The following is a 21,174-nucleotide window of genomic DNA, read 5'->3' as shown; positions in this document are numbered from 1 at the left end:
CAGGAACACGTAGGCTAAGGCTGAAACGACAACTATCCCGGGAGGTAGTTTTGAAGAAGGACCGCATCACCCATGATCTCGAAGCCAATGTTGCAGCAGGCATCGTGACTGCCCGCGAGTGGGCAACACCCAAGGTCGACGCAGCCAAGGGCTGGGCCGTTCCGCGGATTGAAAAGGGGATCGAGACCGCATCTCCGAAGATCCAGGACGGCATCAAGCGCGCTGCTGATGAAATCGCCCAGGGCGTAGCCACCGTCACGCCCCGCATCCAGGGCGGGCTCGAGAAGGTTGGGCCGCGCATCAGCCACGCAGTGGATGAAGCCGCTCCGCGCATCCAGAACACCCTGGACCGTGCCACCCCGGCACTGAACACGGCCAAGGACCGGGTTGTCGATGATTACATTCCCGCCCTGTCCACGCGCATCGGGGTTGCCGCAGACAGCGTTTCGCGCAGCCTGACCGCTGCCAACGTACCGGTGCAGACGGCCGTTGCGAAGGTCACGGGAAACAAGAAGGCACTGAAGCGGGCACAGAAGGCGGCCGCGCAGGCTGCCAAGGAAGCCCGCAAGAGCCAGAAGGGCGGCGGCAAGGGCTGGCTGGTCTTCGGCATCATTGCAGCGGCCGTAACGGCCGGTGTGGCCGCCTGGCGCGCTTCCCGTCCGGTCGAGGATCCGTGGAAGACTCCGGCTCCCAAGCCTGCCGCCAGCACCGGCGCAGCGCCCAAGCCGGCAACCACCACCCCGGCAACGGCTCCTGCCAGCACCGGTGCTTCTTCCACCGCTGCGGCTAAGCCGGCAGCGGCCACCACGCCCATTGTCGAGGTGCCCAAGCCGACGCCGGCAGCCAAGCCTGCCGCGAAGACCACGGACGCCGCTGCGCCCGCTCCTTCCGACACCGCGGAGACCGTCGCCAGCATCAAGGAAGCAGCCGAGCGTGCTGCTGCGCGGTCCGGCGAGAAGGCCTCCGATGCCGGTAAGCACAGCAAGGAAACCACCGGCGACGCCAAGGAAGCTGCAAAGCCCTCCGGCGCCCATTCGGAGAACAACACCGGCAAGTAGCAGAGCCGGTTCGGGTATCGGCTAGGGCCGGACCCGGACAAGTACTGAAGAAGGAGGGCTCCGCCTATGGCGGGGCCCTCCTTCTCTGTTTTGGAACCCTCTGTTTTGGAACCCTCTGCTTTGAAACCCCTGCCTAGAGTTGGTCCCCGCCCAGGGCCGGCGGGGCGGGTGGCACCGGCTGCGCGGTTGCCCCGGACCGTCTGCGGAGCCTGCCCTGGCCGGCAACGACAACCGTTAGACCCGCCAGGATGAGTGCCAGCCCCGCATAAGTACCGGCGGGAAGCTGCTCGTGAAGGAAGACGGCCGCCAGGATGGCAGCTCCCGGGATCTCCAGCAGGATGATCATGGACACGACCAACGGACTGATCACGGCCAGCAGGTGATTAAACACTGTGTGGCCCAGGATCTGCGCCACCACGGTCACTCCGAGGATCCCCACCCACGCCGCCGGCGGGAAGCCGACGATAGGCTGCCGGAAGGCTGCGCACAGGGCCAGGAGGAGCACCGCGCAGGCACCGTAGCAGAGGGATGTATAGATGCCCGTAGACATGGATTCCCGGGCTTTGCCGCCGGCAATCGTGTACACGCCGGCCAGGGCGCCTCCGGCCACGGCAAGCACGTCGCCGATGAGGGCCTCCCGGGACAGGCCCAGATCGAACCCGGCAATCACCAGCACGCCTGCAAACGCGGCTGTGAGTCCCGCCAGGACGACGGGCGGGACCCGGATGCCCTGCAGGACATTGAACAACGCGATCCAGCCTGCCTGCAGGCATACCAACGCCGTGGCAGCGGCAACGGACGTCAGTTGCAGCGAGGTGATGAAGCAGGCGAAGTGCAGTGCCAGCGCGACGGCGGCAATGGCGGTCCACTTGTAGTCCCGGGCGGTGAGCTGTCCGAACTCCCGACGCCGGCCCAGCACGGCCGGAGTACCCATCAGTACCGCACCGATGGCATTGCGCCAGAAAGCAATGGCCAAAGCCGGGGCCGCGGTAGCGGCCATAATGGGCCCGGATGCGGAGACGCCCAGCACTCCTACCACCGCGAGGAAAATATTCACAGGCCAACACTAGTGCAGGACAGCGGGGCTCCGGCGCCGCGGCGGGGGGAAGGGACCCCTGGCGAAGCCGGGCATCCCTGACAGGTGAAACGCAGAAGGTCCCCGCTCCGAAGAGCGGGGACCTTCTGTATTCGGTGGAGGCACGGGGACTCGAACCCCGAACCCCCTGCTTGCAAAGCAGGTGCGCTACCAATTGCGCCATGCCCCCGAAATGAGAACTTATCCAGTATAACCTATTGTTGCCTCAGGTTATGACCGGAAGCTGTTTGGTTTTAGTCGACCTTGTCGGTCGATTCCTTCCAAACGGTCTTCTCAGCAGCAGTTTCCTGCCACTTCTTGAAAGCAAAGACTCCCGCAGCCGCAGCTGCCGTTACTGCCAGCAACTTCTTCACGGAATCCTCCTTGCCGTTGTGGTCCACCTCTTGCAAGGTGTTCCGTGGGCGTACCAGGACTTGAACCTGGGACCTCTTCGTTATCAGCGAAGCGCTCTAACCGCCTGAGCTATACGCCCCGAACCTCTTCGGGCCGAGATATGACTTTACCGTACCTTCGGCCCGGCGCCAAATCGAGTGGTTTTCCGGTTCCGGAGGAGCTGTTTGGGCGCCTCCGGAACCGGAAAACGCTAGTCAGTCGTCTGTCAGCGTGACACCAATACCGCCCACCAGGGTGGAAGCGATGTTGTACAGCACGGCCGCGAGCATCGACAGCGCCGTCAGCAGCAGGACGTTCACCACGGCGATGATGGTCGCAAAGGAAACCACCTGTCCCAGCGAGGCAAAGTCACGGAGGTCGAAGCCGCCGGACTCGCTGCCGGCAATCTCGCCCAGCAGCGTGTTGACGCGGTCAAAGATGCCGGTCAGGTCCAGCACTGTCCACAACACAATGGCAGCCACCACGGTGACAACGCCGAGCGCCACGGACAGCAGGAAGGCCATTTTCAGGACGGACCAGGGATCGATCTTGCTGACCAGCAGCCGGGCCTTGCGGGCCTTGGCCTTGGGAGCGGGCTTCACCAGCGGCTGGCGGTTACCCGAGGTGCTCTGACCCCCTCCAGGACGCTGGGCAGGGCGGGCGGGGGTTTTCACCCGCGGCCCGCCGCCCGAGGACGACCTAGGGCTTGGGTTGGTCGAGCTCACTCGCTACCTCCATCTTGTGCTGACTGTGCATCGGGCGCAGCCGTTTCATTTGTAGACAACGGTACTTCATCGCCTGTGGGCTCCACAGGTGCCTCCCCGGCGGCTGCCAGCGCCGCTACGGAAGTTCCGTCCGACGGTTCGGCGTCCTCTTCAATGGCCAGGTCGCGCTCGGAATTGCGGGCAACGGCGATAATCCGGTCGTTTTTGTCCGGCTTGGCGAAGATAACGCCCATCGTGTCGCGGCCCTTGGACGGCACGCCGGTGACGGAAGAGCGGACTACCTTGCCGCCCTGCATAACCACCAGTACTTCGTCCTCTTCCTGGACCACCATGGCGCCGACCAGGTGGCCGCGTTCCTCGGCGAGTTTGCCGACCTTGATGCCGAGGCCGCCGCGACCCTGGACACGGTATTCGTCCGAGCTCGTGCGCTTGGCGTAGCCGCCTTCGGTCACCGTGAAGACAAACGAGTCCTCGGTAACGACGTCGGCTGCCAACAGTTCGTCGTCTTCCCGGAACTTCATGCCGGTAACGCCGGACGTGGCCCGTCCCATGGGACGCAGGGCATCGTCGGTGGCGGTGAAGCGCAGCGACTGGCCCATGCGGGAAACCAGCATCAGATCATCCGTTTCGGAAACCAGCTGGGCCGAGACCAGTTCGTCGCCGTCCCGCAGGTTGATGGCGATGACGCCGGCGGAACGGTTGGTGTCATAGTCCGCCAGCCGGGTCTTCTTGACGAGTCCGCGCTTGGTGGCAAGCACCAGGTACGGAGCGGCGTCGTAGTCCGGCAGTGCCAGGACCTGGGCGATGTGCTCGTCGGGCTGGAAGGCCAGGAGGTTGGCCACGTGCTGGCCCTTGGCATCCCGGCCGGCTTCGGTCAGTTCGTAGGCCTTGGCCCGGTAGACCCGGCCCAGGTTGGTGAAGAACAGCAGCCAGTGGTGCGTGGTGGTGACGAAGAAGTGCTCGACGACGTCGTCCCCGCGCAGCTGGGCGCCCTTGATGCCCTTGCCGCCGCGGGCCTGCTGACGGTAGTTGTCGCTGCGGGTGCGCTTGACGTAGCCGCCGCGGGTGATGGTGACCACCATTTCCTCTTCGGGAATGAGGTCTTCCATGCTCATATCGCCGTCGTAGCCCATGAGGATGTGCGTGCGCCGGTCATCACCGTATTTGTCGGCAATTTCCTGCAGTTCGTCGCTGACAATCTGCCGCTGGCGCTCGTCGGAGGCCAGGATGACGTTGTACTCGGCGATTTCCGCTTCGAGCTTGGCGTGCTGGTCCTGGATCTTCTGGCGTTCCAGGGCAGCCAGGCGGCGCAGCTGCATGTCCAGGATGGCCTGGGACTGGATCTCGTCGATTTCCAGCAGGCCCATCAGGCCGTTCCGGGCGTCCTCAACGGTGGAGGAACGGCGGATCAGGGCAATGACCTCGTCCAGTGCATCCAGCGCCTTGAGCAGGCCGCGCAGGATGTGTGCGGCTTCCTCGGCCTTGCGCAGCCGGTAGCGGGTGCGGCGGACGATGACTTCGAGCTGGTGGGCAACCCAGTGCCGGATGAAGGCGTCCAGGCTCAGGGTGCGGGGCACACCGTCCACGATGGCCAGCATGTTGGCACCGAAGTTGTCCTGCAGCTGGGTGTGCTTGTACAGGTTGTTCAGCACCACCTTGGCGACGGCGTCGCGCTTGAGCACAATCACCAGGCGCTGGCCGGTGCGGCCGGAGGTTTCGTCGCGCATGTCGGCGATGCCGGTGATCTTGCCGTCCTTGACCAGCTCGGCGATCTTGACGGCCAGGTTGTCCGGGTTGGCCTGGTACGGCAGCTCGGTGACCACCAGGCAGGTGCGGCCCTGGAGTTCCTCGACGTTGACCACGGCACGCATGGTGATGGAGCCGCGGCCGGTGCGGTAGGCATCCTCGATGCCCTTGTGCCCGAGGATCTGCGCGCCGGTGGGGAAGTCGGGACCCTTGACCCGGCGGATCAGTTCTTCAAGCAGCTCTTCATTGGGCGCGTCCGGGTTCTGCAGGTACCACTGGACCCCGTCAACAACTTCCCGCAGGTTGTGCGGCGGGATGTTGGTGGCCATGCCCACGGCGATGCCGGAGGAGCCGTTGACCAGGAGGTTCGGGAACCGGGCCGGCAGGATGGTCGGTTCCTGGTTGCGGCCGTCGTAGTTGTCCTGGAAATCAACGGTTTCCTCGTCGATGTCGCGGACCATTTCCATGGCCAGCGGAGCCATCTTGGTTTCCGTGTAACGGGGCGCCGCGGCGCCGTCGTTACCCGGGGATCCGAAGTTGCCCTGGCCCAGTGCCAGCGGGTAGCGCATGGTCCAGTCCTGGATCAGGCGGACCAGGGCGTCGTAGATCGCCGAGTCGCCGTGCGGGTGGTACTGGCCCATGACTTCGCCGACCACGCGGGCGCACTTGTTGAAGGAGCGGTCCGGACGGTAGCCGCCGTCGAACATCGCGTAGAGCACGCGGCGGTGCACGGGTTTCAGTCCGTCCCGCACGTCGGGAAGGGCGCGTCCCACGATGACCGCCATGGCGTAGTCAAGGTAGGAGCGCTGCATCTCGGTCTGCAGGTCGATCTGCTCAACCCGGTCTGTCAGTGCGGTCCCGGCCAGGGGAGTCTCGTCCCCGGTTACCTCGGGAGTCTCATCACTCATAGTTCTGCTTCCGTTTCTAAGTCGCTAAAGTCCATGCTCTCCGGCAGCCAGTCGCCGGCACTGAATCCGCTAGATGTCCAGGAAGCGCACGTCCTTGGCGTTCTGCTGGATGAAGCTGCGGCGGGACTCGACGTCTTCGCCCATCAGCACCGAGAAGACCTGGTCCACGGCCGCTGCGTCATCCATGGTGACCTGCAGCAGCGTGCGGTGGTCGGGATCCATGGTGGTGTCCCAGAGTTCGGTGTAGTCCATCTCGCCCAGGCCCTTGTAGCGCTGGATGCCGTTGTCCTTCGGCAGGCGCTGGTTGTTGGCCAGGCCCCGGGTGATGACTTCATCCCGCTCACGGTCGCTGTAGACGTAGTCGTGGGCGTGGTTGGACCATTTGATGCGGTACAGCGGCGGCTGGGCGAGGTACACGTAGCCGCTTTCGATCAGCGGACGCATGTAGCGGAAGAGCAGCGTCAGCAGCAGGGTGGTAATGTGCTGGCCGTCGACGTCGGCATCGGCCATCAGCACAATCTTGTGGTACCGGGCCTTCTCCACATCGAAGTCCTCGCCGATTCCGGCGCCGAACGCGGTGATCATGGCCTGGACTTCGGCGTTGCTGAGGGCTCGGTCCAGGCGGGCACGTTCCACGTTCAGGATCTTGCCGCGCAGCGGCAGGATGGCCTGGGTTTCGGGGTTGCGTCCGCGGACGGCCGAACCGCCTGCGGAGTCGCCCTCCACAATGTAGATTTCAGACTTCGACGGATCCTTGGAGGAGCAGTCCTTCAGCTTGCCGGGCATGCCGCCGGATTCCAGCAGTCCCTTGCGGCGCGTGGATTCGCGGGCCTTGCGGGCAGCGAGGCGGGCCTGGGAGGCCTGGATGGACTTGCGGATTACGTCGCGGGCCGGGCCCGGGTTGCGTTCCAGCCAGTCACCGAGCTGGTCGGTGACCACCCGCTGGACAAACCCCTTGACCTCGGAGTTGCCCAGCTTGGTTTTGGTCTGGCCTTCGAACTGCGGTTCGGCGAGCTTGACCGAAATGACGGCGGTCAGCCCTTCACGGATGTCATCGCCGGTGAGGTTGTCATCCTTTTCCTTGATGATGTTCTTCTCGCGGGCGTACCTGTTGATCAAGGACGTCATGGCGGCGCGGAAGCCTTCTTCGTGCGTTCCGCCCTCATGCGTGTTGATCGTGTTGGCGTAGGTGTGGACGCTCTCGGAGTAGGCGGTGGTCCACTGCATGGCCATTTCCACGGCCATCTTCTTGTCCGAGTCCTCGGTTTCGAAGGCGATCACGTCATCGTGGACGACTTCGACCTTCTTCGCGGAGTTCAGGTACTTGACGTAGTCGAGCAGCCCGTCTGCGTAGAGGTAGTCCACCGTGCGGTGCTTCGGAGCCGCGTCCGCGTCAGTGGTTTCGGCGATTTCCTCGGTTTCCTCTTCCAGCGTCCGCTCATCCGTGAGCCGGATGCGCAGGCCCTTGTTCAGGAAGGCCATCTGCTGGAAGCGGGCACGCAGGGTTTCGAAGTCGAACTCGGTGGTCTCGAAGATCGCCGGATCCGGGTAGAACGTCTGGGTGGTGCCGGTTTCGCTGGTTTCTTCGCCCTGGCGCAGTTCGCCGACGGGGTGCCCGCCGTTCGCGAAGCTCTGGTGCCAGACGAAGCCCTGCCGGCGTACTTCAGTTTCCACCCGCTCGGAGAGCGCGTTGACCACGGAGATACCAACGCCGTGGAGGCCGCCGGACACTGCATAACCGCCGCCGCCGAATTTGCCGCCGGCGTGCAGGATGGTCATAACAACCTGGACGGTGGGGATGCCTTCGGTGGGATGAAGATCCACGGGAATGCCGCGGCCGTTGTCAGTGACGCGCACGCCGCCGTCGGACTGCAGGACCACCTCGATGTGGTCGCAGTAGCCGGCCAGAGCCTCGTCGACGGAGTTATCGACCACTTCGTACACCAGGTGATGCAGGCCGCGGGGGCCCGTGGAACCGATGTACATGCCCGGGCGCTTTCGGACTGCCTCAAGGCCTTCCAGAACCGTAATTTCATTCGCGCCGTATTCCACGGGGGTGGCCTTTTCCGGCACTGCGTGGTCCTCTGGTGTTACCTCTGAGTTGTCCATCTCATTGTCGTTAGCCACAGGTGCTGTCGACTCCTCTTGTGTTCGTCAGAATTGAAGCCTCCCCAGCGGACAGGCATCTCCACTCTCAATTCTACCGCGCCGCAGGGGGCAAACCTGTCCAAAACACCCTCTGGCAGGCCACTAATGATGCTTTGAAGCGAATTGGAGCCGCCCGGATAGGGGCGGATACCAGCAAGGGGGTTCTCCGGCCCCTAACCGGCTCCTGTACGGGCAGGATTTCCGGTCCCTGCCGCACTGAGGCTCCGGATGCCAGGCGATCGACCTACCCGTAGGTATCCCGGGGGCCCCGCCCCTTGACGCTGCGCAGGCCCTTGCGCCAGTTCGGCGCCGCCGGACCGATGACCTCGATCTTGGTGACGACGCCGGAACCGAGTTCAGCGTCGAATCGGGCAATCAGGGTGTCCCGCAGCAGCCGGAGCTGGGTGGCCCAGGCCGTCGAGTCACATCGAACCTGCACCGTGGTGTCCTGGAAGGACTCCGGTTTGCAGTGCGCGCTGACCTCGCTTCCCACCAGCTCCTCCCAGCGGGAAATCACCGATCCGACGGCGACGGGAGAATTCCAGCCGCGTTCATTCACAAAGCGGGTGAAGACATTGCCCAGGCCCTGCGGGTCCCGCCCGACATACTCTCCGGGGATAAAGGGGGTCTGCCGGCTGCGGCCGGTCTTGCGCCGGGTGGCGGGGGTGCGCTGGTTTCCGCGGGCCTGTGCGGCCTGGCGCATGCGGTTGAGCTGCTCCCGGGCGGCGTCGGGCCGGTCCTCGGGCTCCTCACCGGGGAGCACGTGCTCAGGAGACGGGCACACTGACGCCTCCCGGGATCACGTTAATGACCCGTCCTGCCAGTGATTCCGGGATGTCGTCGCCGACAGCCGCAGTCACCAGCACCTGCTCGGCTCCAGCCACAATTCCGGCGAGCCGCTGCCGGCGCTGCACATCCAGCTCCGCAAACACGTCGTCCAGGATCAGGATCGGCCCGGAACCGGGGGTGGGATCATCGCTGGTCAGCAGGTAGTAGGACCCCAGGCGAAGGGACAGGGCAAAGGACCAGGTTTCCCCGTGGGAGGCGTACCCCTTGGCGGGCGCCTGTCCGAGGATCAGCTCCAGTTCGTCCCGGTGCGGGCCCACCAGGGAGATTCCGCGTTCAAGCTCGCGCCTGCGGTTGGCGGCGAATGCCTGCAGGAACCGCTCGGTGAGTTCCGGCACGGTCAAGGAATACAACTCGTCCGGGTCCTGGGAACCTTCCACAGCGCCGTCGTCGTTGACGGTTCCCTGCAGAGTGGACCGATAGACCGCCCGGGCAGCCTTCGAGCCGTCGGTGAGGTCTCGGTAGGCCGCCTGCAGGTGAGGCTGCAGGCGTTGGAGCGCCTCGAGGCGAGCTGCCACCAGCTCGGCGCCGGCTACAGCCATGTGCTGGTCCCAGACGTCCAGTGTTGCCTCGTGCGCGGAGGTGACGCGGCCGGCGGCCCGTGCCGATTTCAGCAGCGCGTTCCGCTGCTTCAGCACGCGGTCGTAGTCCGAGCGGGTTGCCGCATGGCGGGGCACCAGGGAAACGATCAACTCATCAAGGAAACGACGGCGGCTGCCGGGATCGCCCTTGACCAGTGCCAGGTCCTCGGGCGCAAAGAGCACCGTCCGGCACAGGCCCAGGATGTCCCGGGCACGGACCGGATTCGCGCGGTTGATCCGGGCCCGGTTGCCGCGGCCGGGGTTCACTTCCAGCTCGACGCCGGTGGCCTGGGAACCCCGCACCAGACGGGCCCGGATCAGTGCCTGTTCGGCATCGAAGTTCACCAAAGGGCCATCCGTGCTCACCCGGTGCGAAGACAGCGTGGCCAGATAGCCGATTGCCTCAACAATGTTCGTTTTGCCCGTGCCGTTGGGTCCGACAAACACGGTGACTCCGGGTCCGAGCCGGATGTCCAGCTGTGGATAACTGCGGTAGCCCGTCAGGGAGAGGTGGTCAACGTACATGGGTTCTGATCCTCTCCTGTCCGTCGGGCCTGTCGGGCCGCCGGCCGTTTCCGGCCAGCGGGCTGCCCACTGCTCAACAGGCCCTTGTCAGGCCCTTGTCAAATTGTGTTACATCGACATTGTTACGCCGTTTTTTCGGCGCCGTCGCGCGCTTATGGCCGTGACGCTATGCCGGGGCCGTCGAACTACTGGTTCGGCAGACGTACCGGCATCAGCAGGTAGCGGTAATCGGCCTGGTCATCGCCGGTGAGCTCTTCCTGGGCGGAAATCACTGCCGGCTTGGGCGGCGTCGTGAAGGAGAAGCGGACATATTTGCTCGGGAACGCGCTCAGGCCTTCGCTCAGGTAGTGCGGGTTGAAGGCGACCGTGATGTCGTCGCCCACCAGAGCCGCTTCCAGTGCTTCAGATGCCTGGGCGTCTTCGCCGGTACCGGCATCAAGGGAGAGCTGGCCGTCGGTGAAGGCCAGACGGACCGGTGTATTCCGTTCGGCCACGAGGGACACTCGACGTACGGCTTCCACCAGCGCAGAGGTTTCCACCGTGGCGTGGATCGGCGTGTTTTCGGGGAAAAGAGAGCGGATCTTGGGGTAATCGCCGTCTACCAGCAGCGACGTGGTGCGCCGGCCGCCGCTTTCAAAACCGATGAGTTCACTGTCATCGGACAGGGCGATGTTGAGGTCGCCTGCGCCGCCGAGGGTCTTGGCCACCTCGTTGAGGGTCTTGGCTTTGACGAGTGCACTGGTGGAAATCCCCGGGGTAGCCGGTTTCCAGGACAGTTCCCGCAGGGCCAGACGGTACCGGTCGGTAGCCAGGAAGGTGATGAGGTCATCTTCGATTTCCATCCGCACACCCGTGAGGATGGGCAGGGTGTCATCCCGGCTGGCGGCAATGATGACCTGCGACACGGCCTGCGCGAAAGCATCGCCGTCGACGACGCCGCTCACCTCGGGCAGGGCCGGCAGTTCCGGATATTCGGCTTCAGGCATGGTGGCGAGGTTGAAGCGGCTGTTGCGGCAGGTCAGCGTGACCTTTGAGCCGTCGGTCTCCACTTCCACCGGAGCCGAGGGAAGGCTCCGGCAGATCTCGGCCAGCAGGCGGCCGGAAACCAGGATGGTGCCTTCTTCGCTGATGTCAGCCGGAATCTGGAGACGGGCGGAAATTTCGTAATCGAAGCTGGCGATGCTCAGGGAACCGTTTTCAGCCTTGATAAGCAGCCCCGAAAGGACCGGAACCGGCGGGCGCGGAGACAGGGAACGTGCTGTCCACGTGACGGCCTCGGCCAGGACATCCCGCTCAACTCGAAACTTCACTGAAGGGTGCCGCCTTTCGCAACGTACTTCTCAGTACAACTGATCTTGTCTTGAACTCGTGTGAGTTATGTGGTGGTGGAACGGGGAAGCATCCGCGGACTGGTCCGGGTAGGAGCGGATAGACGGGCATTCAGCTCCAGCTACCGGACCGTACGGGTTTACACGCGAATGACAACCATACTCTGTGACAGCTTAGCCCTGTCCGGTGGTGAACTGCACCGGAGCAGGACCGGAGAGGCGAACGGTCGGGTGCTGGCCGGCCCTCTGGTCAATGAGTTTTTCATTGGATGTGTCGGGGAGGTTCGAGGGGTGCGTGAGCTTAGTTGTTATTTGGTGGAACCGAATTTCTTAAGATCCGTAGTGTTAATAACTCCTGTGGATACTGTGGATAACCCCTCATGCCGGGGCTTCCCGGCTGTTTAAGCCTGTTGATAACCTGTGGACGCGCTGCAGCGGCCGTGCTCGGGGCTGTTGGAAACTTTTTAAGGGTTCCGCGTATCCACAGGGAAGAGTGGGTAACCAGGGGTTGTCCACCGGGTTATCCACACCCTTGTCCACAAATGTTAATTTCGAGCCCCTGCGGGGCTCTTTTTCACCGGTGTTCAGGCTTCGCGCTGCTGCTGCTTGATCCTGTTGGTCAGTTCCGTCACCTGGTTGTAGATAGCCCGCCGTTCGGCCATCAGTTCGCGGATCTTGCGGTCTGCGTGGATCACCGTGGTGTGGTCCCGCCCGCCCAGTTCCTGGCCGATCTTGGGCAGCGACATGTCGGTCAGTTCGCGGCACAGGTACATGGCGATCTGCCGGGCAGTGACCAGGGTCCGGGTCCGGGACTTGCTGCAGAGTTCTTCGAGGCTGATCTGGAAGTAGGCGGCAGTCTGCCCGAGGATTGACGCGGCGGTGATTTCCTGGGCGCCGTCGTCGGTGATCAGGTCCTTCAGGACGATCTCGGCAAGACCGACATCCACTTGCTGCCGGTTCAGGCTGGCGAATGCGGTTACGCGGATCAGTGCACCTTCAAGTTCCCGGATATTGGTCGAGATCTTGGACGCGATGTACTCCAGGACGTCGTCGGGAGCGCTGAGACTGTCCCCGATGGCCTTCTTCCGCAGAATCGCGATGCGGGTTTCGAGCTCCGGCGGCTGCACATCCGTCAACAGGCCCCATTCAAACCGCGACCGCATCCGTTCCTCGAAACCGGAAAGCTGCTTGGGCGGCAGGTCCGAGGTGATGACCACCTGCTTGTTGTGGTTGTGCAGGGCGTTGAAGGTGTGGAAGAACTCTTCCTGGGTGGCGTCCTTGTTGGCCAGGAACTGAATGTCATCAATCAGCAGGATGTCCACGTTGCGGTACAGCTGTTTGAAGCTGGCGCCTTCGTCATAGCGGATGGAGTTGATGAAGTCGTTCGTGAACTCCTCCGAGTTCACGTAGCGGACCCGGATCCCGGTGTACAGGTGACGGGCATAATGTCCGATGGCATGCAGGAGATGGGTCTTGCCCAACCCGGAGTCGCCGTAGATGAACAAGGGGTTATAGGCCTTCGCGGGGGCTTCAGCCACGGCTACGGCGGCAGCGTGGGCAAATCGGTTGGACGATCCGATAACGAAGGTTTCGAAGACGTACTTCGGATTGAGGCGGCCGAATTCCTGGCTGGTGCTCGGCGGCGTCGGGGAAGGTGCACCGCTTTCGCCGGAGGGTACGGGGCTGGGGGCCGCCGGCTGCTCTTCGGGCTCCGGTTCGGCTTCAGCCACGGGAGTGAGGTCGGAGTCAATGACGAAAGCACACTGGATGTCGGCCTGGAAAACGCCGCGAAGGACTTCGTCGAGGATGTTCTTCAACTGCGTCTGCAGCACTTCACGGGTCAGTTCGTTGGGTACCGCCACCAAAAGGGTGGTGCCGATCAGGCCCTGGGCCTGCGCAAGCACCACGAATCCACGCTGTCGGGGAGTGACCCTGTCATCGGTCTCCAGAGTCCGAATGACCTTGCGCCAAGAGCTGCCCACATCGTTGATTTCGTCCGTACCCACAAAAACCTCTCATGACGCCCTGCGGCTGTCTAAGAAAACTCGGGATCCCGGTGGGGATCCCGGCACTTCATCCACAGAGTTATACACAGATAGTGGATAAAGTACCCGTCGCCAAGCCTAGAGGATGATTTCCCGTGGTGGTAGCTGGAAATCCGCCTGTACAAGGGCCTGTTGGCTCTCTCACAGGGCACATGGCCGCAGGATACCCACAGCAGTTGTCCACAGCTGTTGAAAAATCTGGGTGCACAACCGGATGTGCGGACTATCCACAGGGTATCCACAGCCTGGCGCGCGCTGTGGATTACTCGCGCTCCGAGCCCGGTTTGACTGGTGACCCTGTCTCACCTAACGTTGAGTAGTCCTTTGTGTCTGCTATCTGTACTCACACATGCCCTGCAGGGGTTCTGGAAATCAGGGTCCAGGTCCGGGCGAGTACAGACAGACACATGAAAAAAGCGCCGCTTGTTCTTCCCCCTTGTCGCAACAAGTGCCGGCGCGACTCAAGATTGTCTTGGAGTAACTACCGTGAGCAAGCGGACTTTTCAGCCGAATAACCGCCGTCGTGCCAAGAAGCACGGCTTCCGCCTTCGCATGCGTACCCGTGCCGGCCGTGCCATCCTTTCCGCACGCCGTGGCAAGGGCCGTACCGAACTGTCGGCCTAAATAACCTCAAAGTTTGTCGATGCTGCCTCTTAGCAGCTTTACTCCGGATTCCAGGTGGTCATAATGCTGGCCGTGCGGAACCGGGTAAGGGCATCGGCAGATTTTTCTCGTACTGTACGTTCCGGTGCCCGCAGTGGGCGCCGGAACGTAGTGCTATATGCGCTTCCTACGGGTGACCAGCCGAGCCGCATAGGCTTCATAGTGGCCAAATCCGTCGGGAACGCGGTGACACGCAACCTCGTTAAGAGAAGACTGAGGGAAGCGGCAGCGCAGAGCCTCGCTCTTCACCCCACCGGGTTTGACGTGGTGGTGCGGGCCCTGCCTGCTTCCGCCTCGGCGTCGTGGCCGGTACTGAGTGCCGACTACCACAGCGCCTTGAATGCCTGCATAGCCAAACTTTCGCAGCTTTAGACATGTCAGGTGAGGAAGGATGAGCCAGCGATGAGGGACTCCGGATCTATTCCGTTGAGGGCCTTGATTGCTGTTGCCCGTTTTGTATGGAACCTCCCGCGCATGCTCCTCATCGGCCTGCTCATGGCGTACCGGAAGGCCGTTTCGCCCCTCTACGGCCAGGTCTGCCGATTTTTCCCTTCGTGTTCCGCCTATGCCCTCGAAGCAGTCACCGTCCACGGAGCCGTAAAAGGCTCCTGGCTGGCTTTCCGACGGCTTATCCGCTGCCATCCTTGGAACGGCGGCGGCGTGGATCACGTACCTGATGGACACCGGATTTGGGACTCAACGAATGTCCCGAGGATCATTGTGCTGAATCACCCCGTGATTCCAGCTGACGAAGACAGCCGCTCGGCGGCCTGAGGAGAGTAAATGGGTTTCTTCGAGACGATACTGTTCCCCTTTAAGTGGGTAGTGTCATGGATCATGTGGGTCTTCCACGAGGGATTCGTTTTCCTCGGGATGGATGCCGCATCCGGGTGGACCTGGACGTTGTCCATCATCGGCTTGGTGATCGTGATCCGCGCCGCGTTGATTCCGGTCTTCGTCAAGCAGATCAAGGCGCAGCGCGGAATGCAGTCGCTGCAGCCGGACCTGCGCAAGCTGCAGCAGAAGTACAAGGGCAAGACCGACCAGCTTTCGCGTCAGGCAATGACGCAGGAGCAGATGGCCCTGTACAAGAAGCACGGCACCAACCCGTTTGCGGCCTGCCTGCCCATGCTCGTACAGATGCCGTTCTTCTTTGCCCTGTTCCAGGTGCTGAACGGAATTTCCTCGTCCAATGCCGCGGGCGAGGGCCAGGGCGCGCTGTCGCACAGCGCCATCCAGCAGTTCGACGAGGCCACCATCTTCGGTGCCCCGCTGTCCTCCTCGCTCTTGCACGGTTTCGGCGACGAAGGCCACTTCTCGGTTGTAGTGCTCTCGATCATCATGATCCTGGCCATGACCGCTTCGCAGTTCATCACGCAGAAGCAGATCATGTCCAAGAACATGTCCGAAGAGGCCCTTGCCAGCCCCTTCATGCGCCAGCAGAAGATGATGCTCTACGTACTGCCCATCGTCTTCGGCGTCGGCGGCATCAACTTCCCCATTGGTGTGCTCATCTACTGGACCACTACCAACCTGTGGACCATGGGACAGCAGTTCTTCGTCATCCGGCGGATGCCTACCCCCGGCTCGCCGGCAGCAAAGGCCCTGGCCGAGCGCCGTGCCCGCAAGGGCCTGCCGATGGTTCCGCTCCTGGGTGAGAAAAAGGGCGAAACGCCCGTAGAGGTACCCGCAGCACCGAAAGGCCAGCGCACCCAGCCTCAGAGGAAGAACAGGAAGAGAAAATGAGCACTGAGCACATTGACGATCCCGCGGTTCCCCTTGTAGACGCTGCGGAGCCTGAACAGGTCCGCAGCGGGAGGCTTGAGGAAGAGGGCGACGTAGCCGCCGACTACCTGGAAGAACTCTTGGATATCGCCGACATTGACGGGGATATCGACATTGAGGTCCGGAACGGCCGTACATACATCTCCGTAGTGTCCGAGGAAGGCGACGACGCCGCTCTTCAGGCCTTGGTGGGACCCGATGGTCAAGTGCTGGAGGCATTGCAGGAACTCACGCGGCTGTCGGTGCTGACGGCCACGGAAAACCGCTCCCGTTTGGTCCTGGACATCGTTGGCTACCGCGAGGAGCGCGGCGGGCAGCTGCAGACCATCGCCGAGGACGCAGCCAAGCGTGCCAAGGAAACCGGGCAGGAAGTGGCGCTCGTTCCCATGAGTGCCTATGAGCGCAAGATTGTTCACGACGCCGTGGCTGAACTTGGCCTGGTCAGTGAATCCGAAGGTGAAGGCGCGGACCGCCACATCGTCGTTTCCCTGCCTGCTTCTTAGTTACCCCACCCGGCAGTGCAGACAAGGAATATCAAGTAAGTGGTTGAAACAACTCCCGCAGAACTGGACGCCGCCCGGAAGATCTTCGGTGACCGTCTGGATCTGGCTCAAAGATACGTAGAGCACCTCGCGACGTCGGGCATGGAACGGGGCCTCCTCGGCCCGCGGGAAGTCCCGCGGCTATGGAGCAGGCACGTCCTGAACTGCGCCGTGGTGGCCGAGCTGATCCCTGCGAATGCCACCGTCGCCGATGTCGGCAGCGGTGCCGGGCTGCCCGGCCTGTGCCTGGCCATCGCCCGGCCCGACCTCAGCATGACGCTCATAGAGCCCCTTGAGCGCCGGGTTATCTGGCTCAATGAGGTGGTCACGGATCTTGGACTCGACAATGTCCGCGTGATCCGCGGCCGCGCAGAACAGGTAGTAGACGAGGTAAACGTGGATGTAGCCACGGCCCGGGCTGTTTCGGCCCTCGGCGGATTGGCCGGACTGACGGTGCCTCTGCTGCATGGCAAGGGGCAGGTGCTGGCCATCAAGGGCCGCAGCGCCGAAGAAGAGGTGCAGAAAGCCGCGAAAGCAATCCGCAAGTTGGGCGGACGGGATACGGCTGTGCTTACCGTAGGGGCGGACGTCCTTGAGGAACCGACCACGGTGGTACGCATAACCGTGGGGTGAGGAGCCCGACACCTTAGCTTTCATGCACACACCCATGCCGGTCCCGGGGAATGGCCGTGAAGCGGATAGTCTAGATGAACTAATGCCTTAACGCTTTATGTTGGAAAGTGAGCATGACCAGGTGAGTGCGCGTGATTCTGCCGCAAAACGAATTCCTCCCTTCGCCGCACTCGGTTCTGCCCTGTCCGCCTCCTTCGGTAGAAAGCAACCGCAGGTGGTTGTGGAAAAGCCGGCGATCGTTTCACGTGAAACGGTGCCGGCCGAGCGGCCGGAACCCGCCAAATCGCTGGAACCGGCCAAGCAGTTAGAACCGGCCGAGCCGTTGGAACCCGCCCAGACTGAAAGCAGTGCCGCACTCGTGCAGGCCCCCCGAGCTATCGAAGGTGGTGTATCCGAAGGAGCCGCTCCTGTGGCGACTTCGGAAGACGTTATGGATTTGATGGACGAGAGCACCCCGCTGGCGCGGGAACTGGCCAGTGAAAACCGGCGTCGGGAGAAGCTCCGCGGACGCGTTCTGCCGCGGCCGCCCCAGACGCGCATCATGACGGTGAGTAACCAGAAGGGCGGGGTGGGGAAAACGACCACCACGGTCAACCTTGCTGCTGCCCTGGCAACTGCCGGCCAGAACGTTTTGGTTATCGACATCGATCCCCAGGGAAACGCATCCACGGCCCTTGGCATCGACCACCGTGCTGACGTGGAGAGCATCTACGACGTGCTGATCGATGACCTTCCGCTGGCAAATGTGGTTGCGCAGTGCCCGGACATCAGCAACCTCATCTGTGCGCCCGCCACTATCCACCTCGCCGGGGCTGAAATCGAACTGGTTTCCCTGGTTGCGCGTGAACAGCGTTTGAGCCGCGCCATCAATGTCTATGCGGCCGAACGGGAAAAGCAGGGGCTGGAGCGCCTGGACTACATATTCATTGACTGCCCGCCGAGCCTTGGTCTGCTTACCGTCAATGCCTTTGTAGCGGCGAGGGAAGTCCTGATCCCCATCCAGTGCGAGTACTACGCGCTCGAGGGCCTCAGCCAGCTGCTGAAGAATATCGAGATGATCCAAAAGCATCTGAATGCAGATCTGGTTGTCTCTACCATTCTGCTGACCATGTACGACGGTAGGACGAACCTCGCCGCGCAGGTTGCCGCCGAGGTGCGCGAACACTTCCCTGAGCAGGTGCTGCGCGCCGTCGTCCCGCGTTCGGTTCGCGTTTCCGAGGCACCCAGCTATCAGCAGACGGTCATGACGTATGACCCGTCTTCAACTGGAGCGCTTTCCTATTTGGAAGCGGCAGCCGAGATAGCCCAGCGCGCCTAGTGACACCCCGGCGGGGTTCGGCTGCCAACTTGCTTCCGCGCCATAGAATACTCTCACAATCAATCCGTGCCGCTTGAAGTGCGGGCATAAGGGAAGGACTTACCCATGGCCGAGAAGCGTCGGGGTTTAGGCCGCGGTCTGGGAGCTTTGATTCCTAGCAGTGCGGAACCTGCGGAGACAGAAAACTCGAACCAGGGAACCGTCACTCCGGGGCGTCCGGCTGATTTGTTCTTCGCCGCAGCCGATGAGTCCCGCTCACAGTTCGGTGCTACAGGTCCGCGCAAGGGTGCAGGGATCAACAAGGAAGCGCTTCGCGGTCCGGCAAAGAAGTCGACCACGCGCAGCTCCACGACGCGTCCGGGTGTCCGTAATGCTGCGGAGCCGGAGGCGCTTAGCCCTGCTCCGGCTGCCAAACCCGGTGATTCAGGGGCCGTAGGGACGGATGCTGATTCTTCGCCGGTGTCCACCAGCCCCGATTCCGGCAACAAGGGCGCCAAGCGGGCTCCCAAGGCCTCCCAGAGCGACGTAAAGGGCACGGCGAAGACCAAGCCTACGGACGGCCCTGAGGCTGCGGTTGAAGCGCCGCAGACTCCTCCAGCTCCGGAGCCTGGTCCCGTGGAGGCGGCTAAGGAAATGCCGGTTGAGGACGCGGGTGCCCCGGTGGAAGCGGATGTTTCCCGTGAAACATCGACCCCGGATTACAGCGGGGAAGAAGGCCTGGTCCAGGTGCCAGGTGCGACGTTCGCCGAGCTTCCGATTGATTCCATTCATCCGAACCGCAAGCAGCCTCGGTCCGTCTTCGATGAAGACGACATGGCCGAACTGGTACATTCCATTCGGGAAATCGGCGTACTCCAACCGATCGTTGTTCGCCCCTCGCTGGAAGGGGATGCGGAACACCCCTACGAACTCGTTATGGGTGAACGGCGCTGGCGTGCATCACGCGAAGCCGGACTTTCCTCGGTGCCGGCTATTATCCGGTCTACACAGGATGTCGATCTTCTCCGTGACGCCCTCCTGGAGAACCTGCACCGTAGCCAGCTGAACCCGCTGGAAGAAGCTGCGGCTTACCAGCAGCTGCTGGATGACTTCGGTTGCTCCCACGAAGAACTCGCAGATCGAATCGGCCGCTCCCGGCCCCAGGTAACCAACACCCTGCGGTTGATGAAGCTTCCCCCGTTGGTTCAGCGCCGGCTGGCCGCTGGAATTCTCTCTGCCGGGCACGCACGCGCGTTGCTCGGGCTTGGGGATCCGGCTGAGATGGAGAAGCTGGCGCAGAAGATCGTAGCCGAGGGCCTTTCCGTGCGTGCCACGGAAGAGATTGTTTCGCTGGCCGACGGCCTGCGGAAGCCGGCCAAGACCTCGAAGCCAAAGATCGGCGCCCGGCATGAACGGCTGGATTATCTGGCGACGTCCCTCGCTGACCGCCTGGACACCAACGTCAAGATCACCCTCGGCGCCCGGAAGGGTAAGGTCAGCATCGAATTCGCGAGCGTGGATGACCTGAATCGAATTATGGGTGTCCTCTCTACCCCCTCGGAGTAGTTCTTCGCCCGACGGGTGCCTTAAGGGCCGGTGTTTCACGTGAAACACCGGCCCTTAGCGCGTTCTAGGGAGAGGTCGCATGGGCGCGTTTGCCGGGATCGGCGGTCGCCGGGCTAGCTGCAACCACCCACACAGCGCTGCGACCGACCGACCAACCGCCCGGTTGATGCGTGTCTACGGAACCGTGTGCGGCCGGTTTCCTTCGCTGCTGGCCCCCTAATGCGGTTGATGTGTTGGATCCCCGTCCCGGGAGGTATCGATACACGGGACGGTCCCTGTGGGTGGCATCGCGTAGTCTCCACCCGGGTACGGTTCTTGGTGTTTCACGTGAAACACATTTTGTAAGGTCGGAGGGGCCCTTGCGCCGCATCTCTGGTCCCGAACCTGGCGGGCGTGGGCATCACTACCATGGTGCGTGCGTCACCTAATGCGACGTTTCACGTGAAACCTACCTCCGGCTGCGGTGGTAGTACATACAAGCTGTACCGTATCCACTACCGCAGCACCCGTGCGGCCCCTGACTTGTTGAGTATGTGATCGGCGGGGAGTACTGAACCGAGCGAAGTCGTGTCGGGCTAAGCACCTGTGTTCCGGCCTAGGCTCCGGTGATACAGGCGCGGTGCCTGGGTGCCGGCGAATCCCACCGTTGAGTCCCACGGTGCTAGTAAACCTTTGGGCTACAGCAAGTCCCAGATTCCTTCGATGTAGAGAGGCCGTATCCGCGATTTACCGCGAGCACACCTCGCTCAGCGGTTGATGAACGAGCTTTAGATCGGTCAGGTAGCCGTGTGCAAATAAGGCGACACGGAGCACCTCAGGCCGACACAGCTTCACAGTGCTGGTCGATTCCCGCCGTGCTGAAGGCAGAGATGAGCCGTGAGCTAGGGCTGTTTCACGTGAAACCATGTGTTTGCAGACAGCCGGTACGCAGGCACCCAATAGCGAAGCGCCTTCGCAAAGTATGCGCGGCACTGTCCGGCCGGGTGGTAGCTCGTGTACTGCTAGCTGGGTCGCCATCGGCTGTGGTGTAAATGGCCATTGTCGAGGGCCAAACGCGACGGTCCTTCACTGACGCATAGTGCCAGGGCGTCGGTTTAGGGCCACCCCCTCCCTCTCGGCACCGAGGTCCTGGCTCTGTCCTACAGATCGGGAAGACAGACGGAACTGGGCGCCTAAAAGGTGGGAGAGCGTGAAGCGCAGCGGTCCTTCGTTGAGTGTGGTGGCAGGTGTGCAGGCCAGCGGTCCTTCAAGCGGTGTGGAGGTGTGCGTGAAGCGCATGTGAAGCACTGGGGTCCTTTCATCCGCCGGAA

The 21,174-nt window shown here is 62.7% G+C and carries 18 protein-coding genes and 2 tRNA genes; 9 read left to right on the top strand and 11 right to left on the bottom strand.

Going from position 1 to position 21,174, the window contains the following annotated elements:
• The first annotated feature begins 50 nt into the window (after positions 1-50).
• Positions 51-1,058 carry a hypothetical protein gene (locus LOC56_RS05710; protein WP_229951278.1) on the top strand — a complete coding sequence of 336 codons (1,008 nt, stop codon included), beginning with the start codon at positions 51-53 and terminating at the stop codon, positions 1,056-1,058.
• A 133-nt stretch (positions 1,059-1,191) separates the two neighbouring features.
• Here the strand turns inward: LOC56_RS05710 and LOC56_RS05705 are convergent, their stop codons facing one another.
• The 11 genes from LOC56_RS05705 to dnaA form a co-directional block, all read right to left on the bottom strand.
• On the bottom strand, positions 1,192-2,115 hold the full coding sequence (locus tag LOC56_RS05705) for a DMT family transporter (protein ID WP_229951277.1): 924 nt from the start codon (positions 2,113-2,115) through the stop codon (positions 1,192-1,194).
• Positions 2,116-2,250: 135 nt separating this feature from the next.
• Positions 2,251-2,323: transfer RNA gene (locus tag LOC56_RS05700), tRNA-Ala, on the bottom strand.
• A 64-nt stretch (positions 2,324-2,387) separates the two neighbouring features.
• Complete coding sequence (locus LOC56_RS05695; RefSeq protein ID WP_229951275.1) at positions 2,388-2,507, bottom strand: DLW-39 family protein; 120 nt, start codon at positions 2,505-2,507, stop codon at positions 2,388-2,390.
• A 45-nt stretch (positions 2,508-2,552) separates the two neighbouring features.
• A tRNA-Ile gene (locus LOC56_RS05690) sits at positions 2,553-2,626 on the bottom strand.
• 115 nt (positions 2,627-2,741) lie between these two features.
• The gene (locus LOC56_RS05685) at positions 2,742-3,251 is read right to left on the bottom strand and encodes a DUF3566 domain-containing protein (protein ID WP_229951273.1); all 510 of its coding nucleotides are present in this window, start codon (positions 3,249-3,251) and stop codon (positions 2,742-2,744) included.
• Positions 3,248-5,905: a DNA gyrase subunit A gene (gyrA, locus tag LOC56_RS05680; RefSeq protein ID WP_229951271.1), complete on the bottom strand. Its 2,658-nt coding sequence runs from the start codon at positions 5,903-5,905 to the stop codon at positions 3,248-3,250. The genes LOC56_RS05685 and gyrA overlap by 4 nt, the downstream gene beginning before the upstream one ends.
• Before the next feature lie 69 nt (positions 5,906-5,974).
• The gene (gene gyrB / locus LOC56_RS05675; protein WP_442860069.1) at positions 5,975-8,032 is read right to left on the bottom strand and encodes a DNA topoisomerase (ATP-hydrolyzing) subunit B; all 2,058 of its coding nucleotides are present in this window, start codon (positions 8,030-8,032) and stop codon (positions 5,975-5,977) included.
• A gap of 265 nt (positions 8,033-8,297) precedes the next feature.
• Entirely contained in the window at positions 8,298-8,816 is a 519-nt protein-coding gene (locus LOC56_RS05670) for a DUF721 domain-containing protein (RefSeq protein WP_407079922.1), read from the bottom strand.
• A gap of 4 nt (positions 8,817-8,820) precedes the next feature.
• Positions 8,821-10,005: a DNA replication/repair protein RecF gene (recF, locus tag LOC56_RS05665; protein ID WP_229951268.1), complete on the bottom strand. Its 1,185-nt coding sequence runs from the start codon at positions 10,003-10,005 to the stop codon at positions 8,821-8,823.
• A 185-nt stretch (positions 10,006-10,190) separates the two neighbouring features.
• On the bottom strand, positions 10,191-11,315 hold the full coding sequence (gene dnaN / locus LOC56_RS05660; RefSeq protein ID WP_229951266.1) for a DNA polymerase III subunit beta: 1,125 nt from the start codon (positions 11,313-11,315) through the stop codon (positions 10,191-10,193).
• Positions 11,316-11,917: 602 nt separating this feature from the next.
• Positions 11,918-13,339, bottom strand: coding sequence for a chromosomal replication initiator protein DnaA (dnaA, locus tag LOC56_RS05655; protein ID WP_146359770.1), 1,422 nt, complete (start codon positions 13,337-13,339; stop codon positions 11,918-11,920).
• A gap of 525 nt (positions 13,340-13,864) precedes the next feature.
• Between dnaA and rpmH the strand changes: the two genes are divergently transcribed.
• The 8 genes from rpmH to LOC56_RS05615 all read left to right on the top strand — a co-directional run bounded on the left by rpmH (position 13,865) and on the right by LOC56_RS05615 (position 19,864).
• Positions 13,865-14,002 (top strand): 50S ribosomal protein L34, encoded by a 138-nt coding sequence (rpmH, locus tag LOC56_RS05650; RefSeq protein WP_022892375.1) that lies wholly within the window; start codon positions 13,865-13,867, stop codon positions 14,000-14,002.
• Positions 14,003-14,065: 63 nt separating this feature from the next.
• A complete protein-coding gene (gene rnpA, locus LOC56_RS05645) occupies positions 14,066-14,413 on the top strand; it encodes a ribonuclease P protein component (RefSeq protein WP_227920389.1) in 348 nt (115 codons plus the stop codon).
• A 30-nt stretch (positions 14,414-14,443) separates the two neighbouring features.
• The gene (yidD, locus tag LOC56_RS05640; RefSeq protein WP_229951263.1) at positions 14,444-14,815 is read left to right on the top strand and encodes a membrane protein insertion efficiency factor YidD; all 372 of its coding nucleotides are present in this window, start codon (positions 14,444-14,446) and stop codon (positions 14,813-14,815) included.
• A gap of 9 nt (positions 14,816-14,824) precedes the next feature.
• On the top strand, positions 14,825-15,787 hold the full coding sequence (gene yidC, locus LOC56_RS05635; protein ID WP_229951261.1) for a membrane protein insertase YidC: 963 nt from the start codon (positions 14,825-14,827) through the stop codon (positions 15,785-15,787).
• Entirely contained in the window at positions 15,784-16,329 is a 546-nt protein-coding gene (locus LOC56_RS05630; protein ID WP_229951259.1) for a Jag family protein, read from the top strand. The genes yidC and LOC56_RS05630 overlap by 4 nt, the downstream gene beginning before the upstream one ends.
• 39 nt (positions 16,330-16,368) lie before the next feature.
• Positions 16,369-17,001 (top strand): 16S rRNA (guanine(527)-N(7))-methyltransferase RsmG, encoded by a 633-nt coding sequence (gene rsmG / locus LOC56_RS05625; protein ID WP_229951257.1) that lies wholly within the window; start codon positions 16,369-16,371, stop codon positions 16,999-17,001.
• Between the two features lie 376 nt (positions 17,002-17,377).
• Positions 17,378-18,319, top strand: a complete 942-nt coding sequence (locus LOC56_RS05620) for a ParA family protein (protein WP_229951519.1) — start codon at positions 17,378-17,380, stop codon at positions 18,317-18,319.
• Positions 18,320-18,424: 105 nt separating this feature from the next.
• Positions 18,425-19,864, top strand: coding sequence for a ParB/RepB/Spo0J family partition protein (locus LOC56_RS05615; protein ID WP_229951255.1), 1,440 nt, complete (start codon positions 18,425-18,427; stop codon positions 19,862-19,864).
• The last annotated feature ends 1,310 nt before the right edge of the window (positions 19,865-21,174 follow it).

It is taken from the genome of Arthrobacter sp. zg-Y179, from assembly GCF_020907345.1.
Lineage (GTDB): Bacteria > Actinomycetota > Actinomycetes > Actinomycetales > Micrococcaceae > Arthrobacter_B > Arthrobacter_B jinronghuae.
This window is presented reverse-complemented; position numbering and strand designations above follow the sequence as displayed.